The organism is Megasphaera sp. MJR8396C (genome assembly GCF_001546855.1).
Lineage (GTDB): Bacteria > Bacillota > Negativicutes > Veillonellales > Megasphaeraceae > Megasphaera.
In genome coordinates this window covers 40,808-56,243 of the sequence record NZ_KQ958198.1, presented here as the reverse complement: position 1 = coordinate 56,243, position 15,436 = coordinate 40,808, and the positions used below count along the sequence as shown (strand labels likewise).

Here is a 15,436-nt window from a genome sequence, read left to right as displayed (position 1 = left end):
TCAGCAGTTCGATCCTGTTATCGCCCACCATAAAGAAAGCTGCACAACTTCGGTTGTGCAGCTTTTTTTGTATCATAAAAGACATGGGAAATGCCTTCTGTGTATGAGAAATTCTCTATCGTTGCAGAATTAGTATAATATATTTCTTCTACTCATTTTATATATGAGTAATAATAGGTTTGATTCCCCGGCAATTTGTATTATAATGAAGGATAGTGATAGGAATATTTTCCTTATCATAAGGCCATATTTCTTAACAAATTTCTAAGAACTTACAAGGAGTGGTATCCAAATGAGATTTACAGAAGATTTAAAAGCCCGTGTTTCCAAGGCCCAGAAGAAAATTGTCCTTCCGGAAACGAACAGCCGTCGTGTCCTGAAAGCTGCTGAACGCGTTTTGGCTGATGGTTTTGCTAAAATCGTTCTCGTAGGTAAACTGGAACAGATCAAAAAAGATGCTGCTAAATTCCAAATCGATCTCACTGGTGTCGAAGTCATCAATCCGGAAACGTACTATCGGATGGATGAACTTTGCGATTACTTTGCAAAACGCCGCGAAAAGAAAGGCATGACGCCTGAAAAAGCTCGCGACATCATGACCCACAACAACACCTTCTTTGCAGCTGGTCTCGTCGCTCTCGGCGAAGCTGACGGCTGCGTATCCGGTGCCGCTACGACTTCGGCAGAAGTTATCCGCGCCGGCCTTCAGGTCATTGGCCCCCGCCCGGGCAACAAGACCGTATCCTCGGCATTCATTCTCTTGACGAATACTCCTCAGTACGGTGACAATGGTATCCTCGTCCTCGGCGACTGCGGCGTTATCCCCAATCCGACGGCTGACCAGCTGGCTGATATCGCCTGCATCTGCGTAGAACGTGCTCGCCGTACCGTTCAGATCCTCAATCCGAAAGTTGCCTTCCTTTCGTACTCCACGATGGGTTCCGGCGCCGGCGAATCCGTTGAAAACGTTCGCAAAGCCGTTGAAATCCTGAAAGAACGCAACGTCGACTTTGCTTTCGACGGCGAAATGCAGGCTGACGCTGCCCTCGTTCCGGAAGTCGGCGAACACAAGGCTCCGGGCTCTACCGTTGCCGGCCATGCCAACGTCCTCATTTTCCCGAACCTTGACGCTGCCAATATCGGCTACAAGATGGTTCAGCGCTTTGCCAAGGCAACGGCTCTTGGACCTTTGGTTCAGGGCCTCGACAAACCTATCCTTGACTTGTCCCGTGGCTGCTCGTCTGAAGACGTAGCTGACGTCGTCGCTGTATGCTGCTCCGATGCTATTACGGCTGACTTCTACAAAAAAGAACGTGCTGAACACGAACATGATCAGCAGTAAGTTCCAGGCATGAAATAAAAGCTGCTCCTTTGGGGGCAGCTTTTTTGCTTTTCTATACGGCGATGCCTCGGCGTCCGTTGACTTTGTGAGTTCACCATGCTATGCTGAATAAGAGGCTGCTTGTGTGGCTGTAAAAGGCGTTGTCCCAAGGAGACAACGCCTTTTTTATTTCGATGTTACGATGTTTTTATAAGGAAGTGGCGTAGATGAAAGCAGTGAAAACGTACGATGTCATCATTATCGGAGCCGGCCCGGCCGGTATCTTTACGGCCCTGGAACTGGCGGACAAGGGACTCGATATCCTCATCGTCGAAAAAGGCCAGGATATACGGGATCGGATTGCGACCAGTCTCAATCGAGATGCCAAACCGGAAGACCGGGTCCGCAATGTCGTCTGCGGTTGGGGTGGCGCCGGCGCCTTCAGTGACGGCAAGCTGACCCTGACGACCGAGTATGGCGGCAATCTCGATGACTACATGCCCAAGGCCGATTTAATGGATAAGATCCGTTACGTCGACGAGGTGTACTGCCGCTTTGGTGGTGCCGACCGCAAGGTCTACGGCGATGAAAATAAAGACCGCATCCGCGACATAAAACGAAAGGCTGCCGCTGCCGACCTGAGTTTCATTCCGGCCCGCATCCGCCACTTGGGTACCGATGTCAACGGCCAGATCTTGACCCATATGCGCGATTTTCTGGAAGGCAAGGTCGATATCATGGCCGATACGGCCGTGGACCACTTGGTAGAAGATGCGGGACAAATCAAAGGCGTGTTGATCAAGGATCAGTTTTATGCCTGCCGCTATTTGGTCAGCGCCCCCGGACGGGAAGGCTCGGAATGGTTCGTTCACGAAGTGACAAAAATGGGTCTTCACTTGACGTCCAATGCCGTCGATATCGGTGTCCGCGTCGAAATGCCGGCCGAAGTACTGGAAACGATCACCGACGTCGTCTATGAATCGAAACTCATTTATTTCAGTAAGTCCTTTGACGATCGGATTCGCACCTTTTGCATGAACCCCTATGGCTTCGTCGTCGAAGAAAATAATGATGGCTTGCTGACCGTCAACGGCCATAGCTATGCCCATAAAAAGAGTGAAAACACCAACTTCGCCATCTTGGTATCGAAGAAGTTTACGGAACCCTTCCACGAACCGATCAAGTACGGCAAGTATATTGCCAATTTGGCCAATATCTTAGGCGGTGGCGTCATCGTCCAGCGCCTCGGTGATTTCCTCGACGGTCGCCGGTCGACGCCGGAACGGATTCAGCGCGGCCTCGTTCGGCCGACGATGCCCAAGGCGACGCCCGGTGATTTGTCCCTGGTTCTGCCCTATCGCCATATGCAGGATATCAAAGAGATGCTCGAAGCCCTCGATGCCATTGCCCCCGGTGCCAATTCGCGGCACACCCTGCTGTATGGCGTAGAAGCCAAATTCTATTCCAATCGGCTGGAACTGAGTTCCGTCTTAGAAACGAAGATTCCGAATTTCTTTGCCATCGGCGATGGTGCCGGCATTACCCGCGGCCTTGTTCAAGCTTCGGCTGCCGGGGTTACGGTCGGGCAGGAAATTTTGCGTCGTGAAGCGAAATAAAGGTCAGGCGTCTTTAAAACGATAGCCGGCGCCCCAGACCGTTTCGATGTACATCGGCTTGGCCGGATCGGGTTCGATCTTTTCACGGATGCGGTTGATATGGACCATGACCGTTGCCGTATCGCCTTCGGCGTCGAGGCCCCAGACCCGCTCAAAGAGGCGGTCGCGGCTGAATACCAGGCCGGGATGTTTAGCCAAAAAGACCAGGAGTTCAAATTCTCGATTGGTCAGGCTGATCTCCCGGCCTTTTACGTATACGCGATGCTTGTCGACGTAAATTTCAAGGTCGCCGCTGGTAAGGACTTCGCCGTTTCCCGTTTCCGGTCGGGACTTCCCGGTCAGTCGTTCGTAGCGTTGAATGTGAGCCTTTACGCGGGCTACGAGTTCCGTCGGACTGAAGGGTTTGATGATATAATCGTCGGCGCCGAGGCCGAGACCGCGTATCTTGTCCATGTCCTCCCGTTTGGCCGATACCATGAGGATGGGGACTTCCTTTTCTTCGCGGATGCGGCGGCAGATGTGAAAACCGTCCGTCCCGGGGAGCATGATATCCAGCAGGATGAGGTCAAAATCATCGGCAAGGGCCCGTTCCAGGCCCTTGGTGCCGTCCGTTTCGATGACGCTTTCAATCCCGTCGGCTTCGAGAAAATCTCGTTCAAGTTCGGCGATTTCCATATTGTCTTCAATGATTAGAATCGATTTCATGGCTATCCTCCTCTGCTGCCGGCAAGGTGATGACGACGGTCAGGCCGCCGCCAGGCGTTTCGGCTGCGTATATCCGGCCCTTTAAGGTGGCAATGATTTGTTTGACGATGGCAAGACCCAGGCCGCTGCCCTTTTTGACGTCTGTCCGGGCTTCATCAGTGCGGTAAAAACTGTCGAACAATTTGGCAAGGTCGGCCCTGGGGACGCCGGGACCGTGGTCGGCAAAGGAGAGGACGACCTGCTTTTCTGCCGCTTCCAAACGGATATCCATGGCGACCGTCTCCGTTTCTTTGTATTTCAATGCGTTTTCTAAGAGGTTGTCGACGACCCGCTGGAACTGCATGCGGTCAATGCGGACCCGCGCCGCTTCCGGTGGCGCCTCGTAGCGGAGGGAAAGGCCCCTCTCGGCGAGGAGGGCGGTGTTTTCAGCGGTAAAGTCGGCAAAATAATCTCTTAGGGATACCCTTTCCAGGGTAAAATCGACCTGGCCTAAGTCGAGTTTTGAAAAGAGGAAGAGGCGGTCGACGAGTTTTTCTAAGGAGCAGGCATTCTGGTAAATGAGCTCCATATAGTGATGGCGCTTTTCTGCCGTTTTGGCAATGCCGACTAAGATGCCGCTGGCATAACCTTTTAAAAGGGTCAGTGGTGTCGACAGATCGTGGGAAATGCCGGCGATGAGTTCTTTGCGGTTCTGCTCGTATTTTTCCTGAGCCGTTCGGGCTGCCCGGAGTTGGCGGCGCATGCGGTCGAAGGCGGAACAGGTCTGGCCCAGTTCGTCGCGGGATGAGACGGTCAGTTTATAATCGAGGTTGCCCTTTTCAATTTCAGCTGCCGCCGTGCGAAGGGCGGCCAAGGGGCCTAAGATTTGGCGCGATAAGAGGCGCGACAGGATGAGGCCGCAGGCGATGATGATGACGCTGGCCGTGCCGACAATGAAGATGAGCAAGCCTTGGATGACGTTTTTGGCCATGCCTTCACGGATGCCGCTCTTGGCGATGAAAGGCGTGTTTCCGGCGGCGATGATCGTCGTCCCGCTGTGCGGCGACGAATAGCGGAAGAAGAAACCGTCGCCGTCCCAGGTCATGATCGTCTGTTGGCCGTGGGCCTTTTCCAGAACTCTATTGGCCAGACCGTAGAAGTCGACGCCTGGCGTGACGTAGGCGACCTGGTCGTGACGGATGATGGCCGTGGCGATACCCAGGCTTTCTAAGACCTGGCAGTCTTCGCGCAGGTCTTTGAGTCTAAGCGGACCCGGCCGCTCAGCTTTGACTCGAAGCGAGCTGACCGTATATTGGATGGAAAGGGCCGGCCCCTTTTCCGGCCATAAAGTCGTCAGGTCGTTGTGGGGCGACGAGAAGCGAAGGCCCGAGACCAAGAGGAAGCCGAGGACGGTCAAGATGAAGATGGGAACAAAGACCATGGTGAAATTGGCGATGAGCAGGCGGTGGCGCAGGGAAATATCGCGTATATGGAGCATAGGGCAGCATCCTTTCTGTATGATATTTCTATTATAGCTGTTTTTGAAGGCAGAAAAAAGGACCGGCCGATGGAGCCCCTGCATGGCTTCCATAAACCAGCGTTGCATATCTGGCTCATGGGAGCAATACAAGATACTTCATCGGTCAGTCCTTTTTATCAGTCATCGATTTGGGTGTGGATGACCGACCCGGTGACGGCGTCGATGAGGATGTCATAGCGAACGCTGCCGGAGACGGCGCGGACCTTATACATGGGGTGGAAGCCCGGCTGCATCTGACCTTGTGCCGGCGGGTTACCCTGTTGCGCCGTCTGCTGGCCTTGTTGTGCGGCCTGCTGCGTTTGCGCTGCCGGCTGCTGCCCCTGAGGTGCCGGCTGTTGGCCTTGCTGTCCTGCTTCCGGCGGCGTCATCAATTCCTGCGGCGGTTGGAGGGCCATATTAGGAGCTCCGCCCTGATGGTTTTGCGGACCCATCTGATGATCGTCCTGGCCCGGTCTCATGCGGTCACCCATTTCCGGGCGGCCCTTTTCATCGCGGTCATGACCTCTTTCACGGCCTTCTTCGCCACGGCGGTCTTTCCGGTGTTCATCGCGGCCTTCGCGGTGCTTCATGCTGTCCATATCGAAGAGGGCGACTTCTTTAAAGTCCAGCTGGCTTTCGTCCTTGCCGATGGCCTTGGCGGCAGCGGCGCGGGCCTGTTCTTCATTGATGAGGCTGATGCCTTTCTGTTTGGCCTGGGCCTGGGTCATATCGGCCATGGCAGCGACTTGCTCTTCGTGGCGGGCGATGTGCCGCTGGTGGAGATAGTAGCGGCCGCCGGCACCGGCTATGACGGCGACGACGATAACGGCGGCTGCGATTTTGGCGTTGCGGGCGGTGAAAATCTTATGTTTGATGGAAACGAATGTATCTTGCCATTTTTCTTGGGTCATGATGAATTCCTCCTGTCTGTCATTGCTTCTTCTTGAGTACAAACACAGTATAGCTGGTAAATCTAAAATCGAGCTAAACCGGGGCGTAAGAATTGCAAAAATAAAAGAAGTCATGAAACAAGGCATAAAATTATAGTATAATAGAGACATCCATAGAAGATTATTATAAAGGTTGTCATTCAAAGGGGGGGATTTCGATGGACGATAAACTGAAGTTGACACAACTCGCATCCTGCGCCGGTTGAGGCGCTAAATTAGGGCCAGGGACGCTGGCTCATTTGTTGGAAGGTCTTCCGACACATACTGATGACCGCCTCCTCGTCGGCTACGACAAGAGCGACGACGCGTCGGTCTACCAAGTTACGGACGATTTGGCCATCGTCCAGACCGTCGATTTCTTTCCCCCTATCGTCGACGACCCCTATTTATTCGGGCAGATTGCGGCGGCCAATGCCTTAAGCGACGTCTACGCCATGGGGGCTGAGGCGAAATTGGCTATGAACGTCATGTGCGTCAACCTGAAGATGGGCCAAGAGGCTGTCCGCCTCATCCTTGAAGGCGGCTACAACAAGGCTTATGAAGGGGGCGTCATCATCACTGGCGGTCATACGATTGAAGATAAGGAACCGAAATACGGCTTATCGGTTACGGGGTTCGTGCATCCGCAAAAGTTATTGCGAAACTCATCGGCCCGTCCCGGTGATGTCCTCATTCTGACTAAGCCCTTAGGCGTCGGTATCTTAATGACGGCAGCTCAAGGTGATTTTATAGCCCCATCGCTCGTAAAACAGCTCCATGATCAGATGGCTCAGCTCAATAAAGCGGCTCGGGACGTGATGGTCCGTTATGACGTTCACAGCTGCACCGATGTAACCGGCTTCGGCCTCTTAGGTCATGCCTGTGAAATGGCCGACGGCAGCGGTACGACGATTCATTTTGACACCTCGTCCATTCCTTTCCATAAAGAAGCTCTCGAGATGGCAGCTATGGGACTTATCCCGGCCGGTGCGTATCGCAATCGGGATTTCGTTGCCGGACGCATTTTAGCTGACGGCATCGACAAAAGAATGATGGATATTTTATACGATCCCCAGACGTCGGGAGGACTGCTCATCGCCGTTTCTGAAAAAGACGCGCCCCGGTTAGAACGGGACTTGAAGGACACCATTCCCTGTGCCGCTGTCATCGGCTATGTGACAAAGCGGGAAGGGGCAGCGATCATCGTTGAATAAAACTTGCAAAAACGGCTACCTTCGGCACTGTAGATAGTGTATAATAGTAACGGTGAGTTTTTTTACCGTACTCATGTCAATGATAAAGGAGAGATCAACTGTGATTGAACGCTATACGAAACCGGAAATGGGTCAGATTTGGACAGAATTCAATGAATGGGACACGCTGAAACAGGTCGAAATCCTGGCCAGTGAAGCCCAGGCCGAATTGGGCAATATCCCCAAAGAAGCAGCCAAAGAAATTCGCGAAAAAGCCGCTTTTTCTGTCGACCGCATCCATGAAATCGAAGCGGAAACACATCATGATATTGCTGCCTTCGTCTCCAACCTTTCCGAAAACATCGGCGAAGCAGGAAAATACGTACACCTGGGCCTGACGTCGACGGACGTTAAGGATACGGCTTTGGGTTCGATGCTGAAACAGGCGTCGGACATCCTTATCAAGGATCTTGAAGACTTCCACGCCGTACTCCGCCGCCGTGCCGTTGAATTTAAATATACGCCCTGCATCGGTCGTACTCATGGCATCCATGCTGAAGCGACGACGTTTGGTCTCAAACTGTGCAACTGGATGGCTGAAATCGAACGCGATATCGACCGCATGAAACACGCCAAAGAAACGATCGCTGTCGGTAAAATTTCCGGAGCTGTCGGTACGTATGCTGACGTTGATCCCTTCGTTGAACAATATGTCTGCGAACATCTCGGCATTGCGGCCTCGCCGATTTCGTCGCAGACCCTCCAGCGTGACCGCCATGCCGAATACGTTACGACCTTGGCCGTCATTGCCAGCTCCATCGATAAAATGGCGACGGAAATTCGTCATCTTCAGCGGACGGAAGTCCGGGAAGCTGAAGAATATTTCAGCCCCAAACAGAAGGGCTCGTCCATCATGCCTCATAAGCGCAACCCCATTACCTGTGAACGCATGTGCGGCTTAGCCCGCGTCATCCGCGGCAATGCCCAGGCAGCGTTAGAAGACGTTGCTCTTTGGCATGAACGCGATATCTCCCATTCTTCCGTAGAACGAGTCATCCTGCCGGACAGCACCATTGCCCTTGACTACATGCTCCAGACGTTCACCCGGGTCATCGACAAGCTCCTGGTCTATCCCGATAAGATGATGGCTGACCTCAATCTGACCGGCGGCCTCATTTACAGCCCGATCATCCTCAATACGCTCGTTGAAAAAGGCGCCGTTCGCGAACAGGCTTATCGCTGGGTACAGCGCAATGCCATGAAGCGTTGGATCGATGGGGAAGATTTCTTAGAAAATCTGAAAAAAGATGAAGACGTTAAAAAGTATATGACCGAAGCAGAAATTGAAGGCTGCTTTGATGTCAACAAGATGCTCAGTCACGTCGACACGATCTTTGCACGCTTTGGCATCTAACCGGTAACGACATAAAGGCTTGACGAGCTGCTGCTGGCAGTCTGGTCAGGCCTTTTTTGATAGAGATGTTCTGAAAGGAGGGCCCATGTACTACTTTGACAACGCGGCGACGACGGCTCAAAAACCGGATGTCGTATCGAAAGCCGTCTATGCGGCCTTGACCGCCGGAGACATTGGCAATCCGTCCCGCGGGGCCCATGGCTATGCCCTGAAGGCTTACGACATCGTCTTGACGGCGAAAGAAAGGATACAGGCGCTATTTCACAGTCGTGATCGGTACGAAGTGGCCTTTACCCATAACTCGACGGTGGCCTTGAATATGGTCCTGAAAGGCCTCATCCGCCCCGGTGATGGTGTACTGACGACGGCCTGGGAGCACAATGCCGTGCTGCGGCCGCTGTATCAATTGGAAGAACAAGGCGTCGAAGTGTCTGTCATACCAGCCGTCAGTCCTACGGGAGCTCTCGCCTATGAGAGCCTGGAAAAACTGCTGACGCCAAAGACGAAATGGCTGGTCTGCAATCATGCTTCCAATGTAACCGGCAACGTCCTAGACTTAGACCGCATCAAGGCCTTTTGCCGGAATCATCACTTGGGACTCATCGTCGACGTATCGCAAACGGCCGGCGCCTGTGATATCGATCTATCTGACGGCATCGTGACGGCGGCCTGCTTTACAGGGCATAAATCACTCTATGGACCGGGCGGAACCGGGGGCATCGTCATCCGCCGCGACGTCGAGGCCCGGCCTTTTATTACCGGTGGGGACGGCGTCCATACCTTTGAAAAGGAGCAGCCGCCAGAGATTCCGTCTGTCTTTGAAGCGGGGACGGCCAATGTCGCCGGCATTGCCGGCCTGAGCGCGGCTGTCGAACTCATCCTGAAAACGGGGATTTCGGCCGTCCTGGCCCATCAGCAGGCCTTGGCCGACGTCTTTCTTCCTGCCGTAGCGAACATTCCCGGTATCCGCCTCTATGGAGCTTTTTCCGGCCCTCGGGTCGGCGTCTACAGCCTGAATATCGGCGACGCCGAGTCGGCCCTGGTCAGCGATATCCTATGGCAGGACTATGGGATGGCGACGCGGCCGGCCTATCACTGTGCGCCCCTCATGCACGAAGCCCTGGGGACGGCCGTTCAGGGGACGGTCCGCTTTTCTTTTTCTCAATTTACGACAACGGCTGACGTCCTGGCCGCGGCTGATGCTTTGAAAGCCTTGGCCCGTTCTTAACCCGGAAAGGCTTGTTTTGTAAATTTTTGGGGAAAACTTGACTCGATTGGTGTACTAATATATAATGAAATTAGTTACAAAAGGCAAATAGTCAAAAAGAAAGGTGGCGTCTCTTATGGAATATAAATTTTCAAACGACAATTTTGAAAAAGAAGTTTTGAACAGCAGTGAACCTGTTTTGGTTGATTTTTTTGCAACCTGGTGCGGCGTCTGCGAAAAGGAAGGCCCGATTATTACCGAACTTGCCGAAGAATATACGGGTAAGGTTAAAATCGGTAAACTCGACGTCGATGAAAATCCGGGGTTGGCTCAGGATTATGATGTCAGCACGATTCCCAACATGGTCTTTTTCAAAGACGGCAAGGTCGTCGACCGGGCTATCGGCTCCGTTCCGGCCAATGTATTGAAGGATAAATTAGATTCTTTGCTGAAATAATTTTCCGCCTACTATTCGAGGTGACTTTTTATGAAAAACTATTCCTATAAGACCAAGGGTACCTGTGCCCGCGAGATTAACTTTGCTATCGAAGACGGTAAGCTCCATGACGTCCACTTCGTCGGCGGCTGCCCGGGCAATACGCTGGCCCTCGGGAAACTCCTTGAAGATACGGATGCCCAGCGTGCGGTTGATATCTTGAAGGGCAACCCTTGCGACCAGCGGGGGACATCTTGTGCCGACCAACTGGCACAGGCTGTAGAACAGGCCTTGGCACAGGAAGGGCAGTGACGGTCAGCGAATACGGCATCGCCTTAGTGCCGTCGACGAAGCAGGCCATCGAGGGAGAACGGCTTGCTAAAGCGGCGGGACTTTCGGTACGCATTATTCCGACGCCGGGGAAAATCGATGCGTCCTGCGGTTTTTCTTTAAAATACGAATTGAACGATGAAGCGGCCCTCACGGACTTGCTGGATCAGGCTTCCGTGACCTGGGTCGCTTTGTATCGTGCCAGCCGCCAGGGACTTGCCGTTTCCTATACAAAGACAAAAGAAGGTTGACCGGATGGATAGACATATCGTTATCGGGACCGCCGGCCATGTCGACCATGGCAAGACGACCCTGGTGAAAGCCTTGACGGGTATCGATACCGATCGGACGGCTGAAGAGAAACGACGGGGCCTTACAATCGATTTAGGCTTTGCCTGGTTCGACCTGCCTGATGGAACGCGGACCGGTATCGTCGACGTTCCGGGGCATGAAAAATTTATAAAGAATATGGTCGCCGGCCTGCCGGGCCTTAATATGGTCCTCTTAGTCGTCGATGCGAAAGAAGGGGTCATGCCGCAGACGCGAGAACATCTCGGCATCTTGACCCTTTTTGGCGTGCGTAACTTCATCGTCGTCGTGACCAAGGCCGATACCGTGCCGCCATCGATGCTCGACGCGTCCCTGACTCGCATAAAAACTGATTTTGTCGGTACGGCAGTAGAAGACGCTCCTCTCATTGTCACCGATGCCCTAAGCGGCCGCGGATTGAGGGAACTCGTCAGGACTATGTCGCAGATGGCCGAAAAGATGCTGCCCGGCCCGGCTGACGGCCATGGTCGTCTCCATGTAGACCGTTCTTTTTCTCTTTCTGGTGTTGGCACCATCGTCACGGGGACTCTCCTCGACGGACCGATGGAAAAGGGACAGACGCTTTGGCTTTACCCAGGCCGGAGGCAGGTACGTATCCGCAATATTCAGGTCTATGAAAAGGACGTTCTGCGTGCAGAGCCGTCACAGCGGACGGCCCTTAATTTGCTGGGGATTTCTGCTCGTGACATCCCCCGTGGCTCAGTCCTCTGTACGACGCCGGATATGACGGCGACGAGCCTGATCGATGTCAAGGTGACCGTTCTTTCGGATGCGCCGCCGCTGTTTTTGTGGCAGCGCGTGCGACTTCTCATCGGTACGAGAGAAGTCATGGCCCGCATCGTGCCCTTAGGCGTGGAACAGATTGAACCGGGAGAGGCTGGCTTTTTGCAGATCCGTGTCGAAGGTACCGACATATATGCTAAAAGTGGGGAGCCTTTTATTCTTCGCTCTTTTTCTCCGATGCACACCCTAGCCGGTGGAAAGATCCTCGATGCCCATCCAGCTAAGCACCGCCGCTTTAAGGAAGACCTTTTGGCAGCCCTACGGACTCGAGACGCCGGTCTGATTGAGGAAATGGCAGCCCATTTTTTACAATGCTGTGAATCTCCCTTTTCAACGGAGGAAGCTGTGGCTGAAGGCTTGGATCTTCCTGTATCTCAGGTGCAAGATGCTTTACAACATTTGCAGGAACGAGGATTGATACAGGTCTTCCCACTGGGATATCTACATCGTGAAGCCTTCAAATCCTGGCAGTCTCGGACGCTGTCTGTTCTTCAGGAATACCATAAAAAGTGGCCCTTGCGGCTCGGCATGCCCCAGCCTGAGTGGCGGCAGCAGATGTGCCTTGGTGAAAAGGAAGGAAAGGCGCTCTTGCAGCTGTTATTATCTCGAAAGGTTTGCCGTTTGTCACGGAGGTTTATTGCGGCTAAAGGGTTTCGCCGCGTTTTTTCGCCGATTCAACGCCAATACCAGTCGGAGATTGAAAAGCGATTGGCAAAAAGCGGCTATCGTCCGGTAGCGGTCGCCGAATTCATTTCTTTGGGGCCGGATATAGCTCCTGTTCTCGATGCGCTGCAGGGAAAGAGTCTCCTCTTTCTCTCTTCAGAATTTGTCATTTTTAAGCCGTGTCTTCACCAGGCGGCTGACCGAATTATTCGATATTTTAAAAGCCATGAGATTTTGACGATTAGGACTTTTCGCGACCTCTTGATGATTAACCGTCAAGAAGCCCTCTTACTTTTAAAATATTTTGATGACTGCGGCCTTACCGTAAGAGACGGTGAGGGACGGGCCGTGGGACCGAAGGCGGCTGACTATGAATCGAAAGGAGGGCCCCCTTATGAATGAAGCCCAAAAAGAGCTGCTCCGTCAGCTTCCCGATGTCGATACTCTCTTGCAGCGTTCGGCCTTTCAATCGTTACAAAAGTCGCGAAACGTTGTGCGTGACGCCATTCGCACCGTCTTGGAACATCGACGTCGTGCCATTCTTGAAGGTCGGTGGGAGATGCCGTTTTCACCGGAACTTTTTGACCAGGCCGTTATGTCTCATATTCAGGATGCTGATCGGGGGCACTTGCGTCGGGTCATCAATGGGACGGGGACCGTCCTTCATACCAATCTAGGGCGTGCCGTGCTCGCCCCTGAACTGGCTCAGAACATAGCTGACCTTGTCAGTCATTATAATAATTTAGAATATGATCTGACTTTGAGGAAACGGGGCCGTCGTGATGACCACGTCCGAGAACTCCTTTGCCGCTTGACCGAAGCCGAAGATGCTCTGGTCGTCAATAATAATGCCGCGGCTGTGCTACTCGTATTGACTAGCCTGGTTTCGGGAAAAGAAGTCGTCATTTCCCGCGGTGAACTGGTTGAAATCGGCGGCTCCTTCCGCATCCCCGACGTCATCGAACAGAGCGGCTGCTTCATCCGTGAAGTGGGAACGACCAATAAGACTCATTTGGCTGATTATGAACGGGTCATCGGTGAGGCGACAGGGGCATTGATGAAGGTCCATACCAGTAACTACCGCATCGTCGGCTTTACGGAAAGCGTCGATGCGGCTGACTTAGCAGGCTTGGCTCATTCAAAGCATCTGCCTTGTATCCAAGATCTGGGAAGCGGTCTCTTTATTGATCTGGAAACCTTGGGACTTCCCCATGAACCGACGGTCCGCGAAGCAATTAGCGCCGGCTGCGACGTCGTTACCTTTAGCGGGGACAAGCTCCTCGGCGGACCTCAGGCCGGCATCATCGTCGGCAAGGCCAACTATATCGCCGCCATGAGACGCCATCCGCTGATTCGGGCCCTGCGGGTCGATAAGATGACCTTAGCTGGCCTCGAAGGAACCCTTCGCCTGTATCGAGACGAAGAAGCACTTCAAAAGATTCCAACCCTGGCGGCACTGGCCCAGTCTTCTGATCTTTGCCATAAACGAGGTGCGGCCCTGGCAGCGGCCTTAGCCGCGGCGGGACTTCCGGCTGACATAGCGCTTATCGAAGTCGATGATTCCGTGGGCGGCGGAGCCTGCCCGGGCGTCGTCATGCCCGGTTGGGGCGTCGCGATCCGGCCCATGAGCGGATCGGCAGTGGAATTGGAAGCCGGCCTTCGCAAGGCCGACTGCCCCATTATTGCCCGCATCCAGCACGATGCCCTGGTCCTTTCCGTTCGGACCGTGGCTGATGACGAATTTTCCGATATCGTAAGGGCGATGAAAGCCTTTTTCCAAGCCTGATCCTAGGTGTAAATGACAAACAGACGGGCCCATAAAGATGAGATCTTTATGGGCCCGTCTGTTTTGATAAATAGGGAGGGAAAGGAATAGATCGCTTATTCTGCCGGAGAGGATTGTCCGATAATTTCCCGGCCTTCGACGAATTGAACCGTCGGATTTTCTGTTTTCTTTTCGATGAGATCGACCATGAGATGCAGGCAGTGCTGACCGATTTCACCCATGGGGATATCGACACGAGACAAGGAGGGGATGGCGTAGTCGTTGAGCTGGGCCATATTGATGCCGATGGTGAAAACTTCTACTTCCTCCGGAATGGCGATACCCAGGGAATGGCAGGCATAAAGCATACCGTGGGCCAGGACGTCTGATTCACAGAACATAGCCCGGGGCATGCGTTTTTCTTCATAGAGTTTTTTCGTAGCGGCGACAGCACTGGCAGAAGCCGTGTCGCAGAGGACGATGTTTTCTTCCGGTACGGGGTGACCGTTTTGGGCAAAGGTATCGAGGAATCCCTGCATCCATGTACGCATGATGGGGAAGGTCGTATCATGGGTCAGGACGCCGGCGTCGAAGATACCCTTGTCGAGGAAATGACGGGCAACATTGCAGCCAATTTGATAGTTGTCCATGGTGACGCTGCTGTATTTATCCGATTCTCTATTGAACAGGACCACCGGGCAGGGAATATGGATGGAATTGAGATAATCCATGTCCTTGTTGGACATATTAGCGATGATGATGCCGTTGAAGAATTCATTCTGCATGGCTTCGAGCTGTTTTTGGAGCTGGTCAACTTTATACGGGACGACAGTTAAATGAATTGTTTTATTCTGTTTCATGATTTCTTCTTGGATACCGAGGGTGATACGGGCCAAGTAGTTGATACGAAAGTCTGTTGCCCAGTAGAAAGCAATGGCGTAGCTGTCCTTTTGTGCTGACCGAAGCTTCTTTGCCGATTGGTTTGGAACGTAGTTTAAATCTTGTGCAATTTTGTATATTCGCTGTTGAGTTTCTTGTGAAATTTTTCGTTCCCGTCCTTTTCCGTTCAGGACGATGGAGACGGTAGCAATAGAAACGCCGGCAGCTTTTGCAATATCTTTAATTGTGGACACGATGGCCACCTCCACTCTTAAGCCTATTTTGACATAAATTAAACGTTTTTTCAAGGAAATATATGCTACAGAATGGACAAATATTCACTGACGTCTATGGCAGTATTTTTAAA

General features: G+C 52.9%; 14 protein-coding genes. 10 read left to right on the top strand and 4 right to left on the bottom strand.

Annotated elements, in window-relative coordinates; translation table 11 throughout:
* Positions 1–292 precede the first annotated feature (292 nt).
* Complete coding sequence (gene pta / locus HMPREF3201_RS07770) at positions 293–1,342, top strand: phosphate acetyltransferase (protein ID WP_062412516.1); 1,050 nt, start codon at positions 293–295, stop codon at positions 1,340–1,342.
* Between the two features lie 206 nt (positions 1,343–1,548).
* Positions 1,549–2,937 (top strand): NAD(P)/FAD-dependent oxidoreductase, encoded by a 1,389-nt coding sequence (locus HMPREF3201_RS07765; RefSeq protein ID WP_062412515.1) that lies wholly within the window; start codon positions 1,549–1,551, stop codon positions 2,935–2,937.
* Between the two features lie 3 nt (positions 2,938–2,940).
* Here HMPREF3201_RS07765 and HMPREF3201_RS07760 read toward each other — a convergent pair whose 3' ends face one another.
* From HMPREF3201_RS07760 to HMPREF3201_RS07750, 3 genes are all read right to left on the bottom strand, one after another.
* Positions 2,941–3,642, bottom strand: coding sequence for a response regulator transcription factor (locus HMPREF3201_RS07760; RefSeq protein WP_062412514.1), 702 nt, complete (start codon positions 3,640–3,642; stop codon positions 2,941–2,943).
* Positions 3,620–5,119, bottom strand: coding sequence for a sensor histidine kinase (locus HMPREF3201_RS07755; RefSeq protein ID WP_062412513.1), 1,500 nt, complete (start codon positions 5,117–5,119; stop codon positions 3,620–3,622). The genes HMPREF3201_RS07760 and HMPREF3201_RS07755 overlap by 23 nt, the downstream gene beginning before the upstream one ends.
* A gap of 158 nt (positions 5,120–5,277) precedes the next feature.
* Positions 5,278–6,051: a hypothetical protein gene (locus HMPREF3201_RS07750; protein ID WP_062412512.1), complete on the bottom strand. Its 774-nt coding sequence runs from the start codon at positions 6,049–6,051 to the stop codon at positions 5,278–5,280.
* A 197-nt stretch (positions 6,052–6,248) separates the two neighbouring features.
* On the opposite strand from HMPREF3201_RS07750, the gene selD reads away from it, so the two are divergent.
* The 8 genes from selD (at position 6,249) to selA (ending at position 14,211) form a co-directional block, all read left to right on the top strand.
* The gene (gene selD / locus HMPREF3201_RS07745; protein ID WP_082709417.1) at positions 6,249–7,283 is read left to right on the top strand and encodes a selenide, water dikinase SelD; all 1,035 of its coding nucleotides are present in this window, start codon (positions 6,249–6,251) and stop codon (positions 7,281–7,283) included.
* Between the two features lie 100 nt (positions 7,284–7,383).
* Positions 7,384–8,676, top strand: a complete 1,293-nt coding sequence (purB, locus tag HMPREF3201_RS07740; RefSeq protein ID WP_062412510.1) for an adenylosuccinate lyase — start codon at positions 7,384–7,386, stop codon at positions 8,674–8,676.
* 85 nt (positions 8,677–8,761) lie between these two features.
* Complete coding sequence (locus tag HMPREF3201_RS07735) at positions 8,762–9,904, top strand: aminotransferase class V-fold PLP-dependent enzyme (protein ID WP_062412509.1); 1,143 nt, start codon at positions 8,762–8,764, stop codon at positions 9,902–9,904.
* A gap of 115 nt (positions 9,905–10,019) precedes the next feature.
* Positions 10,020–10,340 carry a thioredoxin gene (trxA, locus tag HMPREF3201_RS07730; RefSeq protein WP_062412508.1) on the top strand — a complete coding sequence of 107 codons (321 nt, stop codon included), beginning with the start codon at positions 10,020–10,022 and terminating at the stop codon, positions 10,338–10,340.
* Between the two features lie 30 nt (positions 10,341–10,370).
* Complete coding sequence (locus tag HMPREF3201_RS07725) at positions 10,371–10,631, top strand: TIGR03905 family TSCPD domain-containing protein (protein ID WP_062412507.1); 261 nt, start codon at positions 10,371–10,373, stop codon at positions 10,629–10,631.
* Positions 10,628–10,900, top strand: coding sequence for a putative Se/S carrier protein (locus HMPREF3201_RS07720; RefSeq protein WP_062412506.1), 273 nt, complete (start codon positions 10,628–10,630; stop codon positions 10,898–10,900). Before HMPREF3201_RS07725 ends, HMPREF3201_RS07720 begins: the two co-directional genes overlap by 4 nt.
* A gap of 4 nt (positions 10,901–10,904) precedes the next feature.
* On the top strand, positions 10,905–12,827 hold the full coding sequence (selB, locus tag HMPREF3201_RS07715) for a selenocysteine-specific translation elongation factor (RefSeq protein WP_062412505.1): 1,923 nt from the start codon (positions 10,905–10,907) through the stop codon (positions 12,825–12,827).
* Positions 12,820–14,211: an L-seryl-tRNA(Sec) selenium transferase gene (gene selA, locus HMPREF3201_RS07710; RefSeq protein ID WP_062412504.1), complete on the top strand. Its 1,392-nt coding sequence runs from the start codon at positions 12,820–12,822 to the stop codon at positions 14,209–14,211. The genes selB and selA overlap by 8 nt, the downstream gene beginning before the upstream one ends.
* Before the next feature lie 95 nt (positions 14,212–14,306).
* Here the strand turns inward: selA and HMPREF3201_RS07705 are convergent, their stop codons facing one another.
* Positions 14,307–15,323, bottom strand: a complete 1,017-nt coding sequence (locus HMPREF3201_RS07705; RefSeq protein ID WP_062412503.1) for a LacI family DNA-binding transcriptional regulator — start codon at positions 15,321–15,323, stop codon at positions 14,307–14,309.
* Positions 15,324–15,436: the final 113 nt, after the last annotated feature.